Source organism: Undibacter mobilis, from assembly GCF_003367195.1.
GTDB classification, from domain to species: Bacteria; Pseudomonadota; Alphaproteobacteria; order Rhizobiales; family Xanthobacteraceae; genus Pseudolabrys; species Pseudolabrys mobilis.
Genome location: NZ_QRGO01000001.1, coordinates 1,101,729 through 1,123,676, shown reverse-complemented (window position 1 = coordinate 1,123,676; position 21,948 = coordinate 1,101,729). Strand labels below are relative to the sequence as shown.

The following is a 21,948-nucleotide window of genomic DNA, read 5'->3' as shown; positions in this document are numbered from 1 at the left end:
CGCCGCGGCGTCCCGGAATGACGGACAAACCTACTTCACCCTCTGCCACGTCTCGCCACTGCACATGACGACTGCGACGCAGCCTTTCAGGTTCAGCGCATTGGCGCCCTCGAGTGTGACGACGCCGGAATAGGTCTTGCCGTTTTCGGTATTGAGCAAGTCGCCCTTCCAGGTGTTGTCGCCCGACTTCGCCGCGCCTTTCATGATGACGGTGCCGATCGTATTCTTGCGGGATTGATCTTTGACGGCCGTGATGCGCGCGCAGAGTTTGCTGCCGCAGTTGTAGAAGTTCACCTGCGTACCGGTGGAAGGCCGCACCCACGTCCCGGTGGGGTCATTGGCGAAAGCGGCCGTGGAGAAGGCAACAAGCATTGAAGCCGCAGCCATGCGCGAGGCAACTTTTGAAATGGTCCTGGCCATCGTTTCCTCCTTTGTCGTTGCGCGGAGTCTAGCAGGAACGGCGGCCAATGCCTGTCGTGTGCCGCGCACAATCGTCGGCGCAGTGCGGCACAGTTTGTTTCATACGCGCCTTCGCCTAGGCTCGGGAGAATGACGCGTTAAAGATTGCGGGGGCGAATATGACAATCAGGTGCATTATGGCTTTTGCTGCGGCGCTCGCTTTGGCGAGCCCGGCTTGGGCAGATGAAACCGTGACGATCGACGGTTCGAAGGCGGTGTTGCTGAAACCGGCATCGCCGAAGGCCAGCGTGATCCTGTTGCCGGGCGGCGATGGCGACCTGCAGGCGGGTCCCGGCGGAAGTATTGGCAACCTCAAGAACAATCAGCTGGTGCGCACGCGCGAGGCCTACAAGGCGCAGGGGCTCGCCGTGCTGGTCGTTGACGCCAATGTCGATCTCGCAGCGGCCGTGAATTACATGCGCGGGATCAAGAGTCCGGTGACGGTGATCGCGACCAGCCGCGGCACCTTGCGCGCGGCAGGTGGCATCGCCCGTGGCGCGAGGCCCGACGCTCTTGTGCTCACCGCTGGCTTTCTCAGCCGCGAATCCGGTCCGGATCGACACGTCATGGGTATTCTGGGGTCACCGGAACGGCTACCGCCCACGCTCGTCATTCATCATCGGCAGGATGGCTGTCGCTTCACACAGCCGGCGGGCGTTGAGCCTTTCATCAAATGGGCGGGCGGCAAGGCGCGCGTGGCTTGGCTCGATGGCGGCCAGACGGTCGGCAATCCTTGCCAGGCCAAATCGCATCACGGCTTCCTGGGGCTCGACGGCAAAGTTGTGGCGCTGGCCGCCGGTTTTCGATGAGCCATTAGTTGACGCGGTTCCAGGTGTCGATGCGGCAGAACACCAAGGCCGTGCAGCTTTTGAGGTTGAGTGTATCGCGGCTGTGCAAGGTGATGACGCCGGCAACGACATTGCCGTTGTCGACATCCAGCACCCGCCCCTCCCACATATTGTGAGAGGTCAGGGCTGCGTTCTGGACCAGCATGGTGCCGCTCCGGATCGAGCGATTGCTCGCCTTGGCCGCGGTGACGCGGGCGCACAGCTTGTCGCCGCACGGATAGAAGCGTGCCTCGATTGACGCGTCGGCGTGTTGCCAAAGACCGATGGGCGTCGCGGCTGGCGTCGGGACACTCAGAAGTCCGGTGAAGACCGCGATGATGCTGGAGGCGAGAAGATCGAGCATGAATACCGATCGCGATAGGGGAAGCGGCGCTTGGGACGTCAGCCGCTTCGCCGGTGAAGCCGAACGACCCTATTGTGTCAGATAGGCCGGATACAGCGTTTTCCAGAAGGCGCAATTGTGCGCGGCGCCGGCATCGAACGGCCCCACCTTGCCCGGATCGAAGCGCATGACGTCGCCATCCGCCTTGAACAGCCGCCAGGCCGGGCCGTTCGTTGCGACCGGCTTGCCGTTTCGGGCAAAGCTCGTCCAGTAGGCCGTCATTTGTTTCGCCATCGCCAGCGATGCCGGCTTCAGGTCCGGTCCCGCGACCTTGCTGGTGTTGTCGAAGTGCGGAAAGAAATAGGGCAGCTCGGACGAGTGGACGGCGCCCATTTCGAATCCGGGGTCGGTGGTCACTGGCGGCGCGTCGCGATCGCCGAACACCAGTTCATGGACCGGCACACGTTTGCGCATCAGTTTGGCCTGTTCGAGATAGATGCAGTTGTTCAGTCCCACCGTGGGGTGGAAGTCAGACATCACGGTGCCGAGTGCGGCAGCCGGCGATGAATAGTTCGCCGCCGGGTACTTTTTCACGATGGCGTCGGCATTGGCGCCGTAGATTGCCTTGATCTTGTCGGCGTAATTGTCGGCGGTGACCTTCGCGCCGGCCTGAACTTCATAAGCGAGATAAAGTCGCATTTCGTCGCGCGTACCGCCGTTGATCACCGGCACGCGCACGAACTGGCCGGTGCGAAACGCCTCCGCGGCCTGAAGCGGTACCGTCCTGGCGCCGACCGCTGGCTCAAAAGCCATGAGGTCGCTTTCGCCGGCCTTGCTCGCCGCTGCGGTCAGGTCGGCCACCGGCTTTTTGCGCATGCAGGCGACGGCTGTTTTGGCGTCGGTGCAGCCGACCGCTTTGGCGACGGCCTCGCCGATCTTGGCCGCTTCCTTCACGGTGTGCATCGGCGTGGCGCAGCCGGCGCTCTGCATTATGGCCCGGTTGAACAGGCCGCGCGTTTCCTGCGGCGCAATAACATGCATGCACACGCCGGCACCGCCGGCCGACTCGCCGGCGATAGTGATGTTGTTCGGATCGCCGCCGAAAGCGGCGATGTTCTTCTTCACCCAGGTCAGCGCCAGGCGCTGATCCTTGAGGCCGTAGCCGCCGTTATAGGATTTGTCGAAACCAGGATGCGCCATGAAGCCGAACACGCCGAGCCGGTAGTTGAGCGACACGACGACGAGATCACCGGCCGTGGCCAGATTGCCCAGTGGGTAGAGCGCGCTTGAGCCGCCCACAAAGGCGCCGCCGTGGATCCACACGAACACCGGCTTCTTGCGCGAAGGCTTGCCATCGTAGGGTGCGGTAATGTTGAGCGTCAGGCAGTCTTCATCGTTGCTGGCTTCGGTCAGGCCGTAGCGCGAGACCTGCGGGCAGGCCGCGCCATACATCGTTGCATCCCGGACGTCCTTCCATGGCTTGGCAGGCCTGGGCAGCGCCCAGCGCAGATCGCCGACCGGCGGCTGCGCATAGGGAATGCCTTTGAACTCGCGCAAGCCGTCGTGGATGACGCCGCGCAGCGGACCGGTGGTCGTGCGCACGACGGCGGGATCGTTCTTCTGCGCGAGAGCCGGCGAACCGGCCAACAGAAGGAGACTTATCGCCGACGTCATCCAGAAGCATTTCGTCATCGTTTGTCCGCTTATATTTTGCCGCCGGTCCAGGCCGAGCTTGCTGGGTTCATGAGACCAGCCATTCGGCAAAGTTCAATTAAGCGAAATTGCGTAGAGTGCCTGCTGGCACGAATACGATGTTCCGGCAGATTGTCGATTTGCATGCAAAGGGCGGACGAACGTTCATGAAGTTCATAAATTCACCTGCGGCGCAGGCCCTCAAGCTCCCCTTCAGCCAGGCCGTGCAGGTTGGTGATGTGCTTTATTTGTCGGGTCAGCTCGGCAACAGGCCGGGCACGCTTGAGCTGGTGCCGGGCGGCATGGAGGCCGAGGCGCGTCAGACCATGGAGAATATCGGCGCGGTCTTGAAGGAAAACGGCCTCTCCTTTGCCGACGTCTTCAAGGTGACGGTGATGATGGCCGACATGGCGAAGTGGCCGGACTTCAACAAGGTCTATGTCACTTATTTCGATCCGGGGCGGCTGCCCGCCCGCTCGGCCTTCGGCTGCAACGGCCTCGCGCTCGGCGCGCAGCTGGAGCTTGAGTGCATGGCTTACGTGGGCAAGCGGAGCTGATGCCTCGTCGCGACGCTCAGTCTTGACGTGAGGCGCAGTTGGGCGTTTGCCTGCTGCATGATGCCGGACTCTTCTCGCTCAACGATTTTCGCCCTCTCCTCCGGTCGGCCGCCTGCCGCCATTGCCGTGATCCGCATTTCCGGTCCGCGCGCTGGCGCCGCGCTGGAAGCGCTCGGCGTGAAAATTCCGGCGCCGCGCCAGGCGCGGATCGCCCGTATCCGCGATCCAGAATCCAGCGAAATCATCGATGAGGCGCTGGCGCTCTGGTTTCCGGCGCCGAACAGCGAGACCGGCGAAGATGTCGCCGAATTACAGGGCCATGGCGGCCCGGCGGTGATCGCCGGCATTCTCGATGCGCTCAGCCGTATCGACGGTTTGCGGATGGCGGAGCCGGGCGAGTTCACGCGGCGTGGCTTCGAAAACGGCAAGCTCGATTTGACGGCCGTGGAAGGCCTGGCCGATCTGGTGTCTGCCGAGACCGAAGCCCAGCGGCGGCTCGCCTTCCGACAGATGAAAGGTCAGCTCGGCGATCGCGCTGAAGCGTGGCGCGAACGGCTCGTCCGCGCGCTGGCGCTGGTTGAGGCCCGCATTGATTTTTCGGACGAGGCCGATGTGCCGGAGGATCTGGTCGGGCCGGCACTCGCGATCGTGCAGGAATTGCGGGACGAGATCGCCACCGCGCTGGCCGATGGTCGGCGCGGCGAGCGGCTGCGCGACGGGCTGGTCGTCGCCATCGCGGGACCGCCGAACGCCGGGAAGTCCACCTTGCTCAACCGCCTGGCGCGGCGCGAAGTCGCGATCGTGTCTCCCTATGCCGGAACCACCCGCGACGTGATCGAGGTGCATCTCGACCTCGGGGGCTATCCGCTGACTTTGCTCGACACGGCCGGCGTTCGCGAGACCGGCGATCCGGTCGAGATGGAGGGAGTACGCCGGGCCCGCGAACGGGCGGCCGCGGCCGACCTGGTGCTGTGGGTGACCGACGCGAGTGCGGGAAAGTCGGACGCGCCGACACCGGACTTGGCCGAGGCGGGTCGCGCGGTCCCGGTTTGGCAGATCAGGAACAAGGCCGATCTTGTGCGCAGCATGGATGCGGAAATGCTGCGCACAATGGGAAATGCGAGCGGAGCCAAGATCGGCGCCGCCAGCGCAGCCGAGAGCACGCCGCGTCGGAGAGGCGGCGCTCAGGCTGCCACCCAGGCCGGCCGCTCTCGGGCAGCCTTGGCGAGCGCTGTCAATATAAATGAATCAAGAAATCCGTCTTTGTCCACGGGTATTTTAAGTGATAAAACAAGTGCTTATAAGAATGAATATGGTGTTTCGTTTTCGAGTGAAGATGAGTTCATCCTTTCGGCCTCGGAAGGTCTTGGGCTGGATCGGCTGATGAGCCGTCTCTCATCCTTCGCGGCGACGATGCTGGCCGGCGCCGAACAGTCGTTGGTGGCGCGCGCAAGGCACCGCGACATTCTTGCTGCAGTGCAGCATATTTTGAACGGCGCCCTTGACCGGTCTTGGAGTACCGGCGGGGAGGAAGAGCTTCTGGCCGAGCAGCTCCGGCAGGCCGCCATGGAACTCGGACGCCTTGCGGGGCGGGTGGACGTCGAGGACGTCCTGGACATCATTTTCCGGGATTTCTGCATCGGCAAATGAGGACGCCAATGTTTCACGTGAAACATTGGGCGACGAAGGTTTTGACCGTTTTGGGCTCGTCCGGTAAAGGGACGGGCATGTCCGATAGGAGCATCCAATTCGACGTCGCCGTAATCGGCGGCGGCCACGCGGGCTGTGAAGCCGCCGCCGTGGCTGCGCGGATGGGTGCGCGTACGGCGCTGATTTCGCACAAGTTCGAAACCGTCGGCGCCATGTCCTGCAATCCCGCGATTGGCGGGCTCGGCAAGGGCCATCTGGTGCGCGAGATCGACGCCCTCGATGGTCTGATGGGTCGGGTTGCGGACCAGGGCGGCATCCAGTTCAGGGTTCTGAACCGCCGCAAGGGGCCCGCCGTCCGCGGACCGCGCGCCCAGGCCGACCGCAAGCTCTATGCCGCCGCCATGCAGGCCGCGATCAAGGCTACGCCGAACCTCGACTTCGTGCAGGGCGAGGCGGACGATCTCATCGTCAAGGCCGGCCGGGTGGCCGGTGTTCGACTGGCCGACGGCCGGGAAATCGCCTGCGCCGCAGTGGTTCTGACCACCGGCACCTTCCTGCGCGGCCTCATCCATATCGGTGAGAAACAGATTCCGGCCGGCCGTGTCGGTGAGGCCCCGGCTTTGGGCCTGTCTAAGACCCTGGAAAGGGCCGGTCTGACGCTTGGCCGTCTCAAGACCGGCACTCCACCGCGGCTCGACGGCAGCACCATCGATTGGAAGGCGCTCGAGATGCAGCCCGGCGACGCGCCGCCGGAGCCATTCTCCATGCTGACCGAGCGGATCACGACTCCTCAGATCGAGTGTGGCATCACCCGGACCACGCCGGCGACCCATGAGGTCATCCGCGCCAATGTCCATCGCTCGCCGATGTACTCCGGACAGATCGCTTCGACCGGGCCGCGTTACTGCCCGTCGATCGAGGACAAGATCGTCCGTTTTGGCGAGCGTGACGGCCACCAGATCTTTCTGGAGCCGGAAGGGCTGGACGATACGACCGTCTATCCCAATGGCATCTCGACGTCGCTGCCGGAGGAGGTGCAGGCCGCCATCGTCGCCTCGATCCCGGGGCTGGAAAAGACCCGGATCGTCCGTCCTGGCTATGCCATCGAGTACGATTTCGTCGACCCGCGGCAGCTCAAGCTGACCTTGGAGACCAAAAAGCTGCCCGGGCTGTTCCTGGCAGGCCAGATCAACGGCACCACGGGCTACGAAGAGGCCGCTGCACAAGGTCTTTTGGCCGGTCTCAACGCGGCGGCTCTGGCATCCGGCGCTGAAGCCATCACCTTCGATCGAGCCGAATCCTATATCGGCGTCATGGTCGACGACCTCACGACCCGGGGCGTCAACGAGCCCTATCGCATGTTCACCTCACGCGCCGAATATCGGCTCCGGCTCCGGGCTGACAACGCCGATCAGCGCCTGACCGACAAGGGCATTGCCATCGGCTGTGTGGGTACGAAGAGGGCGCAGTCTCATCGCCGCAAGCAGGATGCCCTCGATGACGCTCGCGCTTTCGCTCATTCGGTGTCGCTGACGCCGAACGAGGCTGAAAAGCACGGCCTCACCCTCAATCAGGACGGCCAGCGGCGGACAGCATTCGAATTGTTGTCCTATCCGCATATTGCGATCAGCGATCTGGCGCGCATCTGGCCGCAGTTCGGCGGTCTGGCGCCGAAGATTGCCGAGCAGATCGAGATCGACGCCAAATACGACGTCTATCTGAGCCGGCAGAACGCCGATATCGAGGCCTATCGGCGCGACGAAGGCTTCGTATTGCCGGAGAACTTCGATTACGCGTCGCTGCCCGGGCTGTCGAACGAAGCCAAGCAGAAGCTCATCAAGCATCAGCCGCGCACCATCGGCCACGCCGCCAAGATCGATGGCATCACGCCGGCGGCGCTGACTCTTCTCGTTGCTCATGTGAAGCGCGGCCGCGGCAAGAAGCCGGCCGCACAAAGCGCGTGAGCAAAGCAACGGGGCAGGGCGGGCTCGATCTCGCCGGCGACAAGGCGCGCGCGCTGGCCCTTACGCCTGTTTCACGTGAAACACTTCAGCGCCTCGCCATCTATGTCGAACTGTTGCTGCGGTGGCAGCAGACGACGAACCTGATCTCGCCCTCCACGATCCCGCACATCTGGACCCGGCACATCGCGGACTCGCTGCAGCTCATGGATCTGGTGCCGGACGCAAAGACCTGGATCGATCTAGGTTCTGGCGGTGGCTTTCCCGCAATTCCGGTGGCCTGCGTGCTGGCCGACACGCCGGGCGCCATGGTTCACCTGGTGGAGAGCAACGGCAAGAAGGCTGCTTTCCTCCGCGAGGCCGTTCGCGCAACCGGCGTGCCAGCGCAAGTCCACGCCGAACGAATCGAAAAATTTGTTGCCGGTGCTGTGAACAGTGTGGATGTGGTGAGCGCGCGGGCGCTCGCCCCATTGAAAACACTGTGCGATCAGGCGTTTCCTCTCATTGAGCGGGGGGCCACTGGCCTGTTCCTCAAAGGACTAGATGTTGATACTGAATTGACCGAGGCCTCTAAATATTGGAAGCTGGACGCTCGCAAAGTGCCCAGTAAAACGAGTCCCGACGGCTGCGTCGTGATCGTCCGCAACTTAAAGACGCAGCCTGCAACTTAAAGCCGCATCGGACCAGGCCAATGACCGACACGCCCGACACCCTTCCCCCGAACGGCCCGCAGGTGGTGCCGTTCGAGCGACCCAATGCTTCCGGTATTTCGGCCAACGCCACGCCGGGCGCCGGCCCGCGCGTTATCGCCATCGCCAACCAGAAGGGCGGCGTCGGCAAAACCACGACCGCCATCAATCTCGGCACGGCCCTGGCCGCGATCGGCGAACACGTGCTGATCGTCGACCTCGACCCGCAGGGCAACGCCTCGACGGGCCTCGGCATCGAGCATCAGTCCCGCCGCACCTCGACCTATGACGTGATGACCGGCCAGGCGCCGATGCGCGATGCGGTCATCCCGACCGCAGTGCCGCAGCTTCATCTGGCGCCGTCGACCATGGACCTGTCCGGCCTCGAGCTCGAGATCGGCCAGCAGCGCGACCGCGCCTTCCGGCTGCGCACGGCGCTCAACAACATCAACAACGGTTCGCCGGCCTTCAACTTCACTTACGTGCTGGTGGACTGCCCGCCGTCGCTGAACCTGATCACCGTCAACGCCATGGCGGCGGCGAATTCGATCCTGGTGCCGATGCAGTGCGAGTTCTTCGCGCTCGAAGGTTTGTCGCAGCTTCTCAAGACCGTCGAGGAAGTGAAGAAGAACCTCAATCCGACTCTGTCGATCCACGGCATCGTCATGACGATGTACGACTCGCGCAACAACCTGGCGAACCAGGTGGTGGCCGATGTGCGCCAGTTCATGGGCAAGCAGGTCTACGACACCGTGATCCCGCGCAACGTGCGTATTTCGGAAGCGCCGTCCTACGGCAAGCCCGTGCTGGTCTACGATCTCAAATGCGTCGGCAGCGAAGCCTATCTGCGGCTCGCCACCGAAATCATCCAGCGCGAACGCGAGCTGAAAGCGGGCTAGGTGTCGCTCAAGCCGCCCTTGCGAAACCGGACCGGAAGCGTCCCGCCGCATGACGGCATGAGCGTTACCGAACGAATGGAGCGTCTCGATGCCCGCATCCGCGGGCAGGGCGGCGAGCCGGCACATAACGATAACGAGTCGAACGACAACAACAAGAAAAGGCGTGAGTCGATGGCATCAGGAGCGGCGGCGATGGCAGATCATTCGCGGTTGGGTCGAGGGCTTGCCTCGCTGATGGGTGAAGCGGCGCAGGATTCGCCGGCCGCCGATAATTCACCGCGCCGTCCGCGCAAGGCGCCGGTCGAAAAGCTGCATCCGAACCCGCGCAATCCGCGCCGCGACTTTACCGAAGCGCAGCTCATTGAGCTTGCCGACTCCATCAAGGAGCGCGGCATCATCCAGCCGATCGTCGTTCGCCAATTGCCGAACAACGAATTCGAGATCATCGCCGGCGAGCGCCGCTGGCGCGCGGCGCAGCGCGCCAACCTGCACGAAGTGCCGATCGCCATTGTCGATGCGACCGATGTGCAGTCGCTCGAATTCGCGATCATCGAAAACGTGCAGCGCGCCGACCTCAATGCCATCGAGGAAGCGGCCGGCTATGTCGCGCTGATGGAGCAGTGCAATCACACCCAGGAGCAGGTGGCGCAGATCGTCGGCAAGAGCCGGCCTTATGTCGCCAATCTGGTGCGCCTCCTGAAGCTGCCCGATCCGGTCAAGCGCATGGTGCGTGAAGGCAAGCTGTCGGCCGGTCACGCGCGTCTCCTCGTCGGCCATGCCAATGCGCAGGTCCTCGCCGAAATGGCGGTGGACGAGAACATGAGCGTGCGTCAGCTCGAGGAGTGGGTGCGCGAGGATAACGCCAAGCCCGGCGATGCGACGATGGATCTTCAGATGAAGAAGATCGCTGCGGGCGTTGCCAAACAGAAGGACCCGGATATCCGCGCGCTGGAACGGCGCCTGACGGATGCGCTCGGTCTCGATGTGTCGATCGACGCCAAGGGCGAGAAGGGCACGCTGCAGATCAAGTACAAGGACCTCGACCAGCTCGACGCGGTGCTGAGGAAGCTGGGGGTCGGCTAGCGCCAGTCACGTCTTGATTTGTCATCACGGCCGGGCGAGCGCCCGGCCGTTTTGTTTCGCACAGCGCGTTGGCCACACACTCCGTTCGTCCCCGCGAAAGCGGGGACCCAAACCTTGTTAAAGTTTCAGCAATGAAGAACTGGCCCCCGCTTTCGCGGGGGCGAACGGAGTTTGTTGTTTGCTAGTGATGCGTCCCTAAGCGGGATGGCCGGGTCAAGCCCGGCCATGACAATCGCTACCGCCTCGGCTTGCCGTTGGCCTTCGGGTGCGACTTGCCATTCACTTTCGGATGGCTCTTGCCGTTCATCGCCTTCCCATTCAAAGCCTTCGCCGGCGTCTTGAGAAACGCGGCGCACAGTTCAGGGTCGAACTCGCGGTAGTCGTTCGTGATTTCGGCACCCTTGGGAATGGTGCGTGCCGCGATCACATAACCGCCGCGCAGAATCGTGTTCGGCTTTTCGGCGTGGTTCATGTGATGGTCGTTATCGACGGTGAACAGGATTTCGCCATCGACCCGGTACGCGTAGTTCGACAGGAAATCGCGCGCCGCCTTCGGCAGTTTCGCAAACTGCTTTGGCGTGTAGCAGCGGTCGAAACCCTCGACGAACCGCCAGATCTTCGTGCCCTTGGGAATGCGCTCCGCAGCGAAAACGCCGAGGCCGTGGATCGCGCTCTTGTCGAGATAGGTCTTGACCAGCAGCATGGGACGCTTTCGTCGCGGCGAGTGCCCGGTCCCGAATCGATAACAAATCCGTCATGCGGACGGGAGGGGCGACGAAGGCGGGGACCCCGCCTGTCCCCAACGGCGCGTTGTCGCGGGGCGGGCGCGCCTAGCCGGCGGCGGGCCGGTCGCCGAGCTGAACCAGCGTGCCGGGCAGCTTGATCCGGCACACCACACCCTGCTGTACGAAATCCAGCCGGGCCTCGCCGCCGAAACTGTCGAGGCTCCGTTCGACCAAATGGCTGCCGAAACTGCGGCGCGACGGGAGGCGGACGGTCGGCCCGCCGGTTTCCGTCCAGACGATTTCAAACCTGTCGCCGTTCATCTGCCAGACGATGTGAATGTGTCCGCCGGGGTTGACCAGCGCGCCGTATTTGGCGGCGTTGGTCGTCAACTCATGAAAGACGAGCGCCAGAACCATCGGCAGCTTGCCGAACAGCTGAACCGGCGGGCCCGAGCAGGTGAAACGATCGACCCCAAACGGTTCAACCTCCATGCCGAGCAACGCGGTCAGCTCGACACCGGCCTTTTCATCACGGTTGAGAAAATCGTCGGCTGCGGACAAGGCTTGCAGTCGCCCGGAGACGGTATCCCAAATATTCGGCTGGTCGCGCAGTTCGTGGCGAAGAATGGCGTAAATGGTGGCGAGTTTGTTCCGGACCCGGTGGCTCAGCTCATCGACGACAATGCGGCGATACTTTTCCTCTTCGTCGATCTTCGCCAGAAGTTCGCGATACTGATTGGCGGTCCAGACGATCAGCGCGCCGGCGAACAGATACAGCGTCACGGCGACCAGATGATTCTTCGTTGCCAATTCGAAGCTGAAGCGCGGCTCGAAGAACATCCACCAGGTAATGAAGCCGCCGAGCAGCGTCGCGGTCGCGCCTGCGGCCAGCCCGCCGATCAGCGCGGCGAACAGCAGCGCCGGGATAAAGGTGGCGAAGTAGATGGTATTCGGCGCCAGCAGATCGGCGACCTGCCGCACCAAAGTGGCGGCGAGGACGCAGGCAATCGCGATGCCATAGGCCTCGAACGAGCCCGGACGGGGCCCGCGGCGCACCATCGCATTCATGACATTGGACAGGCGGTGCATGATGGCGGCCTTGACGAACGACCAAAACTAGCCGCTCGGATGCCGCTTGCCTAGGGCAGAAAATGCATAGGTTTGAGGAGGTTGGAGGAAGGCCACGCGCGCCGCGCCGGCGAAGGTGCGTTAACCCTCGCGCCGCCGGGCGCTGACAGCGAGCGACAACAGCGCACGTTGCGCAATGGCCTCGGCCAGCGCCGCATTGCGCCGGGCCTCGAGCGAGGCTTCGGCGAGCTGGTTCATGGCCCGCAGCAATCCCGTCGCCGACCACAGGCGCAGCGCCTCACCGACCTTGCGCTCGCGCGAGAAGTGGATCGGCGGCGCGCCGCGCTTCATGGCGAAGTCGGCCGAATCGCCGTCGTCGATGGCGAGGCGCATCTTGTGCAGGTTGGCGACGTGACGGATGGCGGCGGATATGATCGCCGCCGGCGAGGAGCCGCCGGAACGGGCCTTGCCGAATTCGGTCTCGACCTCGGCGGTGCGGCCGGCGAAGGTGGCGTCAAGCACACCATCGAGCGCCAGCGCCGAGGCATCCGCCACCACCGCCAGCACGTCGTCGATCTCGACGCGCTCCTTGCCGCGGGCATAAAGGGCGAGCTTGCGCACCTCATTGCGCGAGGCGGCGCGATCGCCGCCGATGAGGCCGATAAGCGCATTGCGGGCGTCGAGGCTGATGGCCAGCCCCGCTTCGGTCATTTCGTCATCGATCAGGCGGCCGAGCGCGGCGGCGTTATCGACATAGCAGGGCAGCGCCGCGGCGGCCTTGGCCTTCTCCACCATTGCCCGCAGCGGCGATGATTTCTTCAGGTCGCCGGCTTCGATGATGATGCGGCACTCGTCCGATGGCGCGGCGATGACCTGCTCGACGGCGCCGGCGATGTTGCGTGAGCCCGGCCGCACCAGCACGGCGCGGCGGCCGCCGAACAGCGGCACGGTGTGCGCTTCCTCGACCAGACGGGACGGATTGGCGGTGAGGTCTTCGCCTTCGAGGCGGACGAAGGAAAACGGATCGTTGACGTCATCGACCGAGGCCTTGACCAGCGCGTTGACGCGCTCGCGCACCAGGCCGGAATCGGGACCGTAGACCAGCACGACCGGCATGCGCGGATCGGGCTTGCCGACAAAGCGATCGACATCGGTGGCCTTGATGGCGGTCATTGCGTTGTCATCACCGGGCCGCCGCGAAGCGGCGTGACCCGGTGATCCCGATAATATTGGCAATACCCTGCCCGCCTAATCGGCCATGACAGAGTATGTTTCACGTCCCCGCGACGAAATACGACGCCAGCCGGGTGCGGATGTTTTCCGAGATCACCTTGGCGGCGCGGTTCTCGGCGTCGCGCAAACCGCGGTCGCCGGCGAAGCGCTGCTGCTGGCCGGGGATGTTGTAGGACACGCGGGCGAAGGTGGTGCTGGTGAACACCGTCTTGCCGGTGCCGTCGTCGATCAGCGAATAGGTGGCGTTGATGCCGTAGTTCTGGATTTCAGGCCGCGCGCTGTTGACGTCGACGATGACCTGACGCGTGCTGCTGGCGAGCTGGATCTTGAGCTTGTAGGCGCTCGAGGCTGCCGGGCCGCCGCCGGTCAGATCGAAGATCAGGTCGTTGCGCACCTCGACCGCGAGGCGAGCGAGCGGCGTGGCGTTCGGAGCCTCGATCTGCAGCACTTCGACCGAAGAGAGTTTGTCGGCAAGGTTGGACGAGCCAGCGGCCGGGCTGTTCGAGCCCGAGCCGTACATCGGCTGAAAGCAGCCCGCGGTGAGGCCGGCGAGGGCCATGACGAGGGCCACCCGGGCGAAAGTGCGGACGAGGCGTGGGGCGCTAGACGACGACATTCACGATCCTCTGCGGGACGACGATGACCTTTTTCGGGCTTTTGCCGTCCAATGCCCTCTTTACCTCATCGAGGGCCAGAACGGCAGCCTCAATCTCGTCCTTGCCGGCCTCGCGCGGGACGGTGACGTCGGCGCGCTTCTTGCCGTTGACCTGGACCGGCAGGGTGATCGAGCTCTCGATCAGCAGGGCGGTCTCGACCTCCGGCCACAGTTGCGTCGCGACCAGGGTCTTGTGGCCGAGGGCCGCCCAGCACTCCTCGGCCAGATGCGGCATCATGGGCTGGAACAGCCGGACCAGGATGTCGCCGGCCTCGCGCAGGCTCCAGGCAAAATCCGGCGATGGGGCCGTTTCGGCCGAGCCGATGGAATCCGACAGCGCGTTGGCGAATTCGTAGATGTGGGCGACGCAGCGATTGAAGCGCAGCTTGGAAATGTCGTCGCTGACATTGTTGAGCGCCCGATGCGCCGCCTTGCGCAGCTTGAGTGAGTCCTCGCCGAACGACGCCGGCTTGGCCTCGGGCGCGGTAACGTCGGCGACTTCGCCGATGAGGCGCCACAGGCGCTGCACAAAACGCCAGGCGCCCTGCACGCCCTCTTCGGTCCAGATGACATCGCGCTCCGGCGGCGAATCCGACAGCATGAACCAGCGTGCGGTGTCGGCGCCGTAAGACTCGATGATGTCGTCGGGATCGACGACGTTCTTCTTCGACTTCGACATTTTCTCGATCGAACCGATCTCGATCGCTTCGCCGGTCGCCGTGAGTTTGGCAATACGCGTGTCACCCATGCCCTCGATGGTGACATTGGCCGGCTCGACCCATTGGCCCGCTTTGTCGCGATAGGTCTCGTGCACGACCATGCCTTGCGTGAACAGGCCGGCAAAGGGCTCGTCCATGCCGATATGGCCGGTTTTCTTCATCGCGCGGGTAAAGAAGCGCGAATAGAGAAGATGCAGAATCGCGTGCTCGATGCCGCCGATATATTGATCGACCGGCATCCAGGCATTGGCAACGGCCGGCGTCGTCGGCGCGGTCTCGTTCCACGGATCGGTAAAGCGCGCGAAGTACCACGAGGAGTCGACGAAGGTGTCCATCGTGTCGGTCTCGCGGCGCGCATCGCCGCCGCAGCTCGGACACTTCACGTTCTTCCACGTCGGATGACGGTCGAGCGGATTGCCCGGTTTGTCGAAGGTCACGTCGTCCGGCAGCTTGACCGGCAGAGTGTCGACCGGCGCCGGCACCACGCCGCATTTGTCGCAGTGGATGACCGGGATCGGACAACCCCAGTAGCGCTGGCGCGAAATACCCCAGTCCCGCAGGCGATAATTGACCTGGCGCTGGGCAACGGGGCGGTTGCCGCGCGTCGTTGCGGCGAGCAGATTCGCGACCGCATCGAATGCCTTGTCCGGCGTCATGCCGTTGAGGTCGATGACATTGTTCTTTGAATTGAACATCGTGCCGTCGCCGTCATAGGCGGTGTCGGTGACGACGAAAGTGTTCGGGTCCTGACCTGGCGGCAGCACCACCGGCGTATTGCCGAGCCCGTATTTGTTGACGAAGTCGAGGTCGCGCTGATCATGCGCCGGGCAACCGAAGATAGCGCCGGTGCCGTAATCCATCAGGATGAAGTTGGCGACATAGACCGGCAGCGTCCAGTTCGGATCGAGCGGATGCACGGCGCGAATGCCGGTGTCGAAGCCCATCTTCTCGGCCGTGTCGATCGCCTCTTGCGAGGTGCCGAGATGCTTGGCCTCGGTGATGAAGGCCGCGAGTTTCGGATTCTTCGCCGCCGCGGCCTGCGCCAGCGGATGATCCGGCGCGATCGCCATGAACTTGGCGCCGAACAGCGTATCCGGCCGCGTCGTGAAGATTTCGAGTTCGGTCTCGCCCGACGGCGTTGTCGCCGCGTCGAGCATGAAGCGGACCAGCAGGCCTTCGGAGCGGCCGATCCAGTTCTTCTGCATTAGCCGGACCTTGTCCGGCCAGCGATCAAGCGTGTCGAGGGCTTCAAGAAGCTCCTGCGAATAGTCGGAGATCTTGAATACCCACTGGTACAGATCGCGCTGCTCGACCAGCGCGCCGGAGCGCCAGCCGCGGCCATCGATCACCTGCTCGTTGGCGAGCACGGTCTGATCCACCGGGTCCCAGTTCACCTTGCGATATTCGCGCGCGACCAGCCCCGCCTTGAGGAAGTCGAGGAACATGCGCTGCTGGTGTCTGTAGTAAGACGGATCGCAGGTTGCGACCTCGCGCGCCCAGTCGAGCGACAGCCCCATCGACTGGAGCTGCTTCTTCATGGTCGCGATATTGGCGTAGGTCCATTCCTTGGGGTGGACCTTGCGGTCGATCGCCGCGTTTTCGGCCGGCATGCCGAAGGCGTCCCACCCCATCGGGTGCAGGACGTTCATGTTCATGGCCCGTTTGAACCGGGCCACCACATCGCCCATGGTGTAGTTGCGGACGTGCCCCATGTGGATGCGCCCCGAAGGATAGGGGAACATTTCCAGCACGTAGTATTTCGGGCGGGGGTCGTCGTTTTTGGTGGCGTAGATGCCAGCCGCGTCCCAGGCTTTTTGCCACTTGGGCTCGGCGGCGCGGGCGTTGTAACGCTCGGTTTTGCTCGAATCGGCGGTCATTTCCGGCTCTTTTCAGAAGCCGGGGTGGTCGCATGGAACGGGCCCGGGGGTCAACGGGGAGGCTGGGGCCGGCGACCGGGAATGCAGGACGTCCCGCTGTCCGACGGACCGGGCGACCGGTCGTGAACTAGCCCCCGGCCGCCAACACCTTGGCGACTGTCCGCACCAGCACCTCCGGCCGGTAGGGCTTTTCCACCAGCGGTACATTGAAGCGGGTGACCTGCGGATCATTGTTCGACATGCCGCTCAGGAAGACGAAGGGGATGCCACGCTCGCGCAACAGCGCGGCGACCGAGAGCCCGCTGTCGATGCCGCCGCCGATGTGCAGATCGACAATGGCGAAATCGAACGAGCCCGCCGCGTCGAGGGCTTCGCGTGCCTTTTCGGGACTGCCCTCGCAGACGACGTCTGCGCCCGAGTCCTGAAGCAACGCCTCAAGGTCGAGCGCGATCAGAAACTCATCGTCGACCACAAGACCGCGTTTGCCGGCCAGTGGGCGTTCCGAACTTGACACGATGACAACCTTTCTCGGTTCCTGAATGGAACCCAAGGCTTGTCCCATCTGTTGTCGGTAGGGTGCATTTAAATAAGACACAGTCTCTCTTGAATTTCCGTGCGATCTACCGGCCCATCATGGCTGACTTTAGGCGAAGTGGGCGTCGGCGGGGGCCCGTATGATTCTCGGAAACGCGAGGCCGAACGGCCACATCACGCCATGCGAGCAATGCCCGCTGCGGCGCCTGCCCTGCTTGCGCGAGTTTACCCCGCAAGAGCTTGAATTCATCAAACGATTCAAGATCGATGAGCTGCGGGTCGAGCCCGGGGCGAGCTTCCTGCATGAGGGTTCGCGCAGCGAGCATCTTTATACCGTGCTGGAGGGCTGGGCATTCCGCTACAAAACGCTCGACGACGGCCGCCGTCAGATTCTCAATTTTGCCTTGCCTGCCGACATGGTCGGCCTGCAGGGCGCGGTGATGGAGGAGATGGAGCATTCGGTCGAGGCGCTAACACCGCTGACCTTGTGCGTCCTGCCCCGCCGCCGGCTGTACGAACTCTACTCTCAGTACCCAACCCTGGCCTTTGACATCACCTGGCTGGCGGCGCGCGAGGAGCAGATGCTTGAACAGCATCTGGTCAGCATCGGTCGCCGCAGCGCGCTTGAACGCGTGGCCTTTGTGCTTTTGCATATCTATGGCCGCGCGAGGGAGCTTGGTCTGGCGCGTGACAATATCGTCGCGTTTCCCTTGACGCAGCAGCATCTCGCCGACGCACTCGGCCTGTCGCTGGTCCACACCAACAAGACGCTCAAGCGCCTGATTGCGACCAAGGCAATCCGCTGGCAGGGCCGCCAGTTCGAACTGCTGAACGAGGAAATGTTGAGCAGCATTGCCGGGACAGAGGCTCCGGCCAGCAAAAACCGGCCATTTATCTAGAGCTATTGTAGCCGGGCTTGTCGCCGGGCCGGCGCTTGGCTAGGCAGAGGTTATTCGTGCACCCGGCGATGATCATGCCCATGACAACAACCTCCGGCCTTTCGACCGTCCGCGCCGACATTGCACGCGCCTGCAAGGATGCCGGCCGCAATCAGACGGACGTGACATTGATCGCAGTGTCGAAGACGTTTCCGGCGGAAGACATCGTGCCGGTGATCGAGGCCGGCCAGCGCGTGTTCGGCGAGAATCGCGTGCAGGAAGCCAAAGGCAAGTGGCCGGCGCTGATCGAGACGTATTCCGGCATCGAACTGCATCTCATCGGCCCGCTGCAATCGAACAAGGCCAAGGAAGCGGTGGCGCTGTTCGACGCCATTCACGCGGTCGATCGCGCCAGCCTGTGCGAGGCGCTGGCGCGGGAAATCGACAAGGCGGGCAAGGCGCCGACTTTGTTCGTGCAGGTGAATACCGGCGCCGAGCCGCAGAAGGCCGGCGTGCTGCCGCAAGATGCCGACGCCTTCATCAAGGCCTGCTCGCAGACTTACGGACTGACCATCTCGGGACTGATGTGCATTCCGCCAGTCGAGGAAGCGCCGGGCCCGCATTTCGCTCTCACCGCGAAGATCGCGCAACGCAATGGGCTCAAGCTCTTGTCGATGGGAATGAGCGCGGATTTCGCCGACGCCATCGCCCTCGGCGCCACGCATGTGCGGGTCGGCAGCGCCATCTTCGGCTCGCGGCCACCGTTCAAGGGACCGGAGACATGAGCGAGAAGACCGACTTCGATCACTGGCAAGAGCGTTTCGCCGGTGACGACTATCGGTTTGGCACCGAGCCAAACGCCTTTCTCAAGGCGCAGGCGCATTTGTTGCGCAAAGGCGAGAGGGCGCTGGCGATCGCCGATGGTGAAGGCCGCAATGGCGTGTATCTCGCCAGCCAAGGCCTCGATGTTCTGTCGGTCGATTTTTCGCCCAACGCGCAAGTCAAAGCCCGCAAGCTGGCCGCCGCCCGCGGCGTGACCATGCGCGTCGAGCAGGCCGATATCGTCAATTGGGATTGGCCGGCGGATGCGTTCGACGTGGTCGCCGCGATCTTCTTCCAGTTCGCTGGTCCCGCCGACCGCGCGAAGATCTTTGCCGGCATCAAGAAGGCTTTGAAGCCGGGCGGCCTGCTTCTGCTCGAGGGTTACGGCCCCAAACAGCTGGACTACAAGACCGGCGGCCCCTCAAGGCTCGAGAATCTCTACACCCGCGATCTGCTGGAAAACGCCTTTGCCGATTTCGCGTCGCTCGACATTCGTGAATACGATGCTGAAATCCACGAGGGCCCCGGCCATGCGGGCCTGTCGGCGCTGATCGATCTCGTCGGGCGAAAGTAGTTAGCGGAAGCGCGACGGCAGGATTGGCTTGTTCGGTGATGCGGGATTGGCGCTGCCGCTGCCGAGCGCCTGATCGAGCGGTTTCTTCAGCAAACTTGAGCGCAGGGAATCCGGCCGCGGTGCCGGCGCGGCTGGCTGCGCGGTGTAAGGTGCCGCAGTGATCGGAGCATAGGACGGCGCCGGCGCCTGCACATATTGTGAGCCGAGATTGGGCGGCGTCGGTGTCGGCGATGCAGGCGGCAGACCGGGCTGCAGCGCCGGCGAGTCGAAGGGCGAGCCGCCGTCGTCGTAGAGGTCGTCGGTGATGCGCTGGCTCATGCTGGCGTTGCGCCAGCGGTCGATGACCGAGGTCAGCAGGTCGCGATCCATGCTGAGCCCGGCCTGGGATTGCGTCGAACCGGAGGCTTCGCTGTTCGGCCGCTTGTCGGCGGCGAGTTCGAGAAAGCGCATGCGCGTCGGCAGTGCGACACCGGCGCCAAAGGCGAAGACTTCGCGGGTGCCGAGCGAGGGAATGAAATCGAGCAGACTGGCGGCGGCATCCGACACAGCCGACCGGATCAGCCTCTGGTCGCCTTCGCTCGACAGGCGCATGACGAACAAGGTCGAGCATTGCGAGATGATGGTGGTGTCGATTTCCGCCGGGCGCTGCGTCACCAGGCCGAGGAACACACCGTATTTGCGGCCTTCCTTGGCGATGCGCGACAGGGCGCGCTTGGTCGGACCGAAGCCAATCTTCTTGTCGGCCGGCGCGTAGCGATGCGCTTCTTCGCAGACGAACAGCAGCGGCGCGACGCCGTCGCTCCACAGGCCGAAATCGAACGCCATGCGGCACAGTACCGACACGACCGAGTCGACGACCTCGGCCGGGAAGCCGGCGAGTTGCATCACCGTCATCGGCTTGCCGTTCGGCGGCAGTCGGAACAGCGAGCCGAGAATGTCCGCCATGGTATCGCCGCCGATGTTCGCATTCTCGAACATGAAGGCGTAGCGCGGATGATTGCGGAAGGTCTGGATGCGGCCGATCAGGCGATGATAAACGATCGCGCGCGAACGGTTTTCCAGTTTGCCCATGCGCTCGTCGAGCTGGGCGATGAGATCTTCGATGCGGTACGGCACCGGCGTATCGGCGGTGAAGCCGAAATCGCGCGCTTCTTTCTTCTTGGTGAGCAGGCCGTTGTTGTTGCCGCCGCCACCGTTCCGCAATTGCAGATAGGCGCCCTTGGCGAGCGGAATGACCTCGGAGAGAATTTCGATTTCTTCTTCGACACCCGGGCGGCCGCCGAAGAAGGCGTCGACCGTTTCCTCGAAATTGAACAGCCAGAACGGCAGGCGCAGGTTGCGCGGATTGAGCACATTGGCCTTGTCGCCGAAGCAGCGGCCATATTCGTTATGCGGATCGACCAGGAAGATGCGCAGGTTCGGCCGCGTCTCGAGAATCTTCTGCAGAATGATGGCGACGCCGCTCGACTTGCCGACGCCGGTGGTGCCGAGAATGGCAAAGTGGCGGCTGACCAGACTGTCGATGTCAATGTGGACGCCGATGTTCGCATTTTGCTGCAGGTCGCCGATATTGGCGTGATTGCCGTCGGGGGCGCCGTAGACGAAGCGCAGTTCGCGTTCGCCGAGCATGGCGGCCTGATCGCCGATGTTGGGATATTCGGCGACGCCGCGCTGGAAGCGCTGGCTGCCGCCGACGTTCTTGATTTCGCCGATCAGGTCGAGATGAACAATCTTGCGATAGGTGGTGGTGCCGCCGGCACCGGCAACCGGCTCTTCCTTGACGTCGGTGATCAACGCGACGATCAGCGCTTTCGCGGTCGTCAGTGCCATGAACTTGCCGACGGTGGGCGTATCAGTCCCGGGCGTGCGACCGTTGACGTCAACGCTGGCCTGGGCGCCGGTGACGGCGATAACGCGGCCCAGCGACTGCGATGACGAAGAGATGCCGGTGGGCTGAAGACTGTTCATATCGTCTCGGGGCGTTTCTGCTTGGTGGGACTTCCGTGTCCGGCTGAACGAATAAATAACAGGACGCCCTGTGACGTTTGTTAATTTGGACGAAGTTCAAACGGCACCCGCCTCCCATGCTTAAGGAACGGTAGCCGGGAGACCGGTGCTATTTAACGGTTATTCAACCACGATGCGCGTGCGCGGGCCGAGGCGGCCGACCAGTTTCCGCAAGGCGTGAAGGTCGAGGGCGACGCAGCCCGCGGTTGGCGCGAAGAGCGGCCGCGCGGCATGAATGAAGACGGCGCTGCCGCGGCCGGCAATGCGCGGCCGCGTGTTGTGATCCAGCTCGATAATGAAGTCGTAGAGATGATCGGCGCGCGCCAGCCGGTCGGCGCCCGAACCGGGTGGTATCTTGATGGGCTGGTTGTAGTGACGCGATGCCGGATCCTCGCACCAGCCATCATCGCTTCTGATGCGCCGGGACGGCAGCAGGGTCGGTGGCCGGATGTGTCGCTCGCCGCGCCACCACAGGCGTTTCAGCCGAAACGTGCCGCGGGGGGTGCCGCCATCGCCCTCGCGCTTGTTGGCCTTGATGCCGCCGCGGCCGATGGCGACTGGCAGGACGATCGCGCCGGCGGTCAGCCAGCCCTGCCGGGGATTGCCCGGGCGGCGGCGGACGACGAGACGAGGGAGCGAGCGGGTGATCATGACGGGACGGTAGCCTAACCGCGATTCGGCCCTAAATACCAGTTT

Annotated in this window: 21 protein-coding genes; 10 read left to right on the top strand and 11 right to left on the bottom strand. The window is 63.6% G+C overall.

Features of this window, described 5'->3' with window-relative positions:
- Nucleotides 1-30 precede the first annotated feature (30 nt).
- Complete coding sequence (locus DXH78_RS05245) at nt 31-420, bottom strand: DUF2147 domain-containing protein (RefSeq protein WP_115516066.1); 390 nt, start codon at nt 418-420, stop codon at nt 31-33.
- 176 nt (nt 421-596) lie between these two features.
- Here DXH78_RS05245 and DXH78_RS05240 point away from each other — a divergent pair, with 176 nt between their 5' ends.
- Complete coding sequence (locus tag DXH78_RS05240) at nt 597-1,268, top strand: alpha/beta hydrolase (protein WP_115516065.1); 672 nt, start codon at nt 597-599, stop codon at nt 1,266-1,268.
- A gap of 4 nt (nt 1,269-1,272) precedes the next feature.
- Here DXH78_RS05240 and DXH78_RS05235 read toward each other — a convergent pair whose 3' ends face one another.
- Nucleotides 1,273-1,650 carry a DUF2147 domain-containing protein gene (locus DXH78_RS05235; RefSeq protein WP_115516064.1) on the bottom strand — a complete coding sequence of 126 codons (378 nt, stop codon included), beginning with the start codon at nt 1,648-1,650 and terminating at the stop codon, nt 1,273-1,275.
- Between the two features lie 69 nt (nt 1,651-1,719).
- Complete coding sequence (locus DXH78_RS05230; protein ID WP_115516063.1) at nt 1,720-3,321, bottom strand: carboxylesterase/lipase family protein; 1,602 nt, start codon at nt 3,319-3,321, stop codon at nt 1,720-1,722.
- Between the two features lie 167 nt (nt 3,322-3,488).
- Here DXH78_RS05230 and DXH78_RS05225 point away from each other — a divergent pair, with 167 nt between their 5' ends.
- From DXH78_RS05225 to DXH78_RS05200, 6 genes are all read left to right on the top strand, one after another.
- The gene (locus tag DXH78_RS05225) at nt 3,489-3,878 is read left to right on the top strand and encodes a RidA family protein (RefSeq protein ID WP_115517730.1); all 390 of its coding nucleotides are present in this window, start codon (nt 3,489-3,491) and stop codon (nt 3,876-3,878) included.
- Nucleotides 3,879-3,935: 57 nt separating this feature from the next.
- The gene (gene mnmE / locus DXH78_RS05220; RefSeq protein WP_115516062.1) at nt 3,936-5,528 is read left to right on the top strand and encodes a tRNA uridine-5-carboxymethylaminomethyl(34) synthesis GTPase MnmE; all 1,593 of its coding nucleotides are present in this window, start codon (nt 3,936-3,938) and stop codon (nt 5,526-5,528) included.
- Between the two features lie 77 nt (nt 5,529-5,605).
- On the top strand, nt 5,606-7,492 hold the full coding sequence (gene mnmG / locus DXH78_RS05215; RefSeq protein WP_115517729.1) for a tRNA uridine-5-carboxymethylaminomethyl(34) synthesis enzyme MnmG: 1,887 nt from the start codon (nt 5,606-5,608) through the stop codon (nt 7,490-7,492).
- A complete protein-coding gene (rsmG, locus tag DXH78_RS05210; RefSeq protein ID WP_115516061.1) occupies nt 7,489-8,160 on the top strand; it encodes a 16S rRNA (guanine(527)-N(7))-methyltransferase RsmG in 672 nt (223 codons plus the stop codon). The genes mnmG and rsmG overlap by 4 nt, the downstream gene beginning before the upstream one ends.
- Before the next feature lie 20 nt (nt 8,161-8,180).
- Complete coding sequence (locus DXH78_RS05205) at nt 8,181-9,077, top strand: ParA family protein (RefSeq protein ID WP_115516060.1); 897 nt, start codon at nt 8,181-8,183, stop codon at nt 9,075-9,077.
- A gap of 57 nt (nt 9,078-9,134) precedes the next feature.
- Nucleotides 9,135-10,160, top strand: coding sequence for a ParB/RepB/Spo0J family partition protein (locus DXH78_RS05200; protein WP_347337758.1), 1,026 nt, complete (start codon nt 9,135-9,137; stop codon nt 10,158-10,160).
- A 235-nt stretch (nt 10,161-10,395) separates the two neighbouring features.
- On the opposite strand, the gene DXH78_RS05195 is transcribed toward DXH78_RS05200, so the two are convergent.
- From DXH78_RS05195 to DXH78_RS05170, 6 genes are all read right to left on the bottom strand, one after another.
- Nucleotides 10,396-10,863 (bottom strand): SET domain-containing protein, encoded by a 468-nt coding sequence (locus tag DXH78_RS05195; protein ID WP_210209508.1) that lies wholly within the window; start codon nt 10,861-10,863, stop codon nt 10,396-10,398.
- Between the two features lie 127 nt (nt 10,864-10,990).
- The gene (locus DXH78_RS05190) at nt 10,991-11,974 is read right to left on the bottom strand and encodes a sensor histidine kinase (protein ID WP_115516059.1); all 984 of its coding nucleotides are present in this window, start codon (nt 11,972-11,974) and stop codon (nt 10,991-10,993) included.
- Nucleotides 11,975-12,094: 120 nt separating this feature from the next.
- Entirely contained in the window at nt 12,095-13,126 is a 1,032-nt protein-coding gene (gene holA / locus DXH78_RS05185) for a DNA polymerase III subunit delta (protein WP_115516058.1), read from the bottom strand.
- 100 nt (nt 13,127-13,226) lie between these two features.
- Complete coding sequence (locus tag DXH78_RS05180) at nt 13,227-13,802, bottom strand: LPS assembly lipoprotein LptE (RefSeq protein WP_115516057.1); 576 nt, start codon at nt 13,800-13,802, stop codon at nt 13,227-13,229.
- Entirely contained in the window at nt 13,789-16,437 is a 2,649-nt protein-coding gene (leuS, locus tag DXH78_RS05175) for a leucine--tRNA ligase (RefSeq protein WP_115516056.1), read from the bottom strand. The genes DXH78_RS05180 and leuS overlap by 14 nt, the downstream gene beginning before the upstream one ends.
- A 127-nt stretch (nt 16,438-16,564) precedes the next feature.
- Entirely contained in the window at nt 16,565-16,951 is a 387-nt protein-coding gene (locus DXH78_RS05170; protein WP_168192709.1) for a response regulator, read from the bottom strand.
- 160 nt (nt 16,952-17,111) lie between these two features.
- On the opposite strand from DXH78_RS05170, the gene DXH78_RS05165 reads away from it, so the two are divergent.
- The 3 genes from DXH78_RS05165 to DXH78_RS05155 all read left to right on the top strand — a co-directional run bounded on the left by DXH78_RS05165 (nt 17,112) and on the right by DXH78_RS05155 (nt 19,245).
- Nucleotides 17,112-17,870: a Crp/Fnr family transcriptional regulator gene (locus DXH78_RS05165; protein WP_115516054.1), complete on the top strand. Its 759-nt coding sequence runs from the start codon at nt 17,112-17,114 to the stop codon at nt 17,868-17,870.
- A gap of 80 nt (nt 17,871-17,950) precedes the next feature.
- Nucleotides 17,951-18,634, top strand: a complete 684-nt coding sequence (locus DXH78_RS05160) for a YggS family pyridoxal phosphate-dependent enzyme (protein ID WP_115517727.1) — start codon at nt 17,951-17,953, stop codon at nt 18,632-18,634.
- The gene (locus DXH78_RS05155; protein WP_115516053.1) at nt 18,631-19,245 is read left to right on the top strand and encodes an SAM-dependent methyltransferase; all 615 of its coding nucleotides are present in this window, start codon (nt 18,631-18,633) and stop codon (nt 19,243-19,245) included. Before DXH78_RS05160 ends, DXH78_RS05155 begins: the two co-directional genes overlap by 4 nt.
- On the opposite strand, the gene DXH78_RS05150 is transcribed toward DXH78_RS05155, so the two are convergent.
- Nucleotides 19,246-21,213: an ATP-binding protein gene (locus DXH78_RS05150; RefSeq protein WP_115516052.1), complete on the bottom strand. Its 1,968-nt coding sequence runs from the start codon at nt 21,211-21,213 to the stop codon at nt 19,246-19,248.
- A 159-nt stretch (nt 21,214-21,372) separates the two neighbouring features.
- Nucleotides 21,373-21,903 carry a L,D-transpeptidase family protein gene (locus tag DXH78_RS05145; RefSeq protein WP_115516051.1) on the bottom strand — a complete coding sequence of 177 codons (531 nt, stop codon included), beginning with the start codon at nt 21,901-21,903 and terminating at the stop codon, nt 21,373-21,375.
- Between the last annotated feature and the right edge of the window lie 45 nt (nt 21,904-21,948).

Excerpts from the sequence above, each read along its gene's own strand:
- DXH78_RS05165 (WP_115516054.1), top strand. The coding sequence starts at position 17,112 with ATGATTCTCGGAAACGCGAGGCCGAACGGCCACATCACGCCATGCGAG.
- DXH78_RS05225 (WP_115517730.1), top strand. The coding sequence starts at position 3,489 with ATGAAGTTCATAAATTCACCTGCGGCGCAGGCCCTCAAGCTCCCCTTC.
- DXH78_RS05190 (WP_115516059.1), bottom strand. The coding sequence starts at position 11,974 with ATGCACCGCCTGTCCAATGTCATGAATGCGATGGTGCGCCGCGGGCCC.
- DXH78_RS05160 (WP_115517727.1), top strand. The coding sequence starts at position 17,951 with ATGACAACAACCTCCGGCCTTTCGACCGTCCGCGCCGACATTGCACGC.
- leuS (WP_115516056.1), bottom strand. The coding sequence starts at position 16,437 with ATGACCGCCGATTCGAGCAAAACCGAGCGTTACAACGCCCGCGCCGCC.
- mnmE (WP_115516062.1), top strand. The coding sequence starts at position 3,936 with ATGATGCCGGACTCTTCTCGCTCAACGATTTTCGCCCTCTCCTCCGGT.
- mnmG (WP_115517729.1), top strand. The coding sequence starts at position 5,606 with ATGTCCGATAGGAGCATCCAATTCGACGTCGCCGTAATCGGCGGCGGC.
- DXH78_RS05245 (WP_115516066.1), bottom strand. The coding sequence starts at position 420 with ATGGCCAGGACCATTTCAAAAGTTGCCTCGCGCATGGCTGCGGCTTCA.
- DXH78_RS05180 (WP_115516057.1), bottom strand. The coding sequence starts at position 13,802 with ATGTCGTCGTCTAGCGCCCCACGCCTCGTCCGCACTTTCGCCCGGGTG.
- DXH78_RS05205 (WP_115516060.1), top strand. The coding sequence starts at position 8,181 with ATGACCGACACGCCCGACACCCTTCCCCCGAACGGCCCGCAGGTGGTG.
- DXH78_RS05230 (WP_115516063.1), bottom strand. The coding sequence starts at position 3,321 with ATGACGAAATGCTTCTGGATGACGTCGGCGATAAGTCTCCTTCTGTTG.
- DXH78_RS05150 (WP_115516052.1), bottom strand. The coding sequence starts at position 21,213 with ATGAACAGTCTTCAGCCCACCGGCATCTCTTCGTCATCGCAGTCGCTG.
- DXH78_RS05195 (WP_210209508.1), bottom strand. The coding sequence starts at position 10,863 with ATGCTGCTGGTCAAGACCTATCTCGACAAGAGCGCGATCCACGGCCTC.
- DXH78_RS05155 (WP_115516053.1), top strand. The coding sequence starts at position 18,631 with ATGAGCGAGAAGACCGACTTCGATCACTGGCAAGAGCGTTTCGCCGGT.
- DXH78_RS05240 (WP_115516065.1), top strand. The coding sequence starts at position 597 with ATGGCTTTTGCTGCGGCGCTCGCTTTGGCGAGCCCGGCTTGGGCAGAT.
- DXH78_RS05145 (WP_115516051.1), bottom strand. The coding sequence starts at position 21,903 with ATGATCACCCGCTCGCTCCCTCGTCTCGTCGTCCGCCGCCGCCCGGGC.
- holA (WP_115516058.1), bottom strand. The coding sequence starts at position 13,126 with ATGACCGCCATCAAGGCCACCGATGTCGATCGCTTTGTCGGCAAGCCC.
- DXH78_RS05200 (WP_347337758.1), top strand. The coding sequence starts at position 9,135 with ATGAGCGTTACCGAACGAATGGAGCGTCTCGATGCCCGCATCCGCGGG.
- DXH78_RS05235 (WP_115516064.1), bottom strand. The coding sequence starts at position 1,650 with ATGCTCGATCTTCTCGCCTCCAGCATCATCGCGGTCTTCACCGGACTT.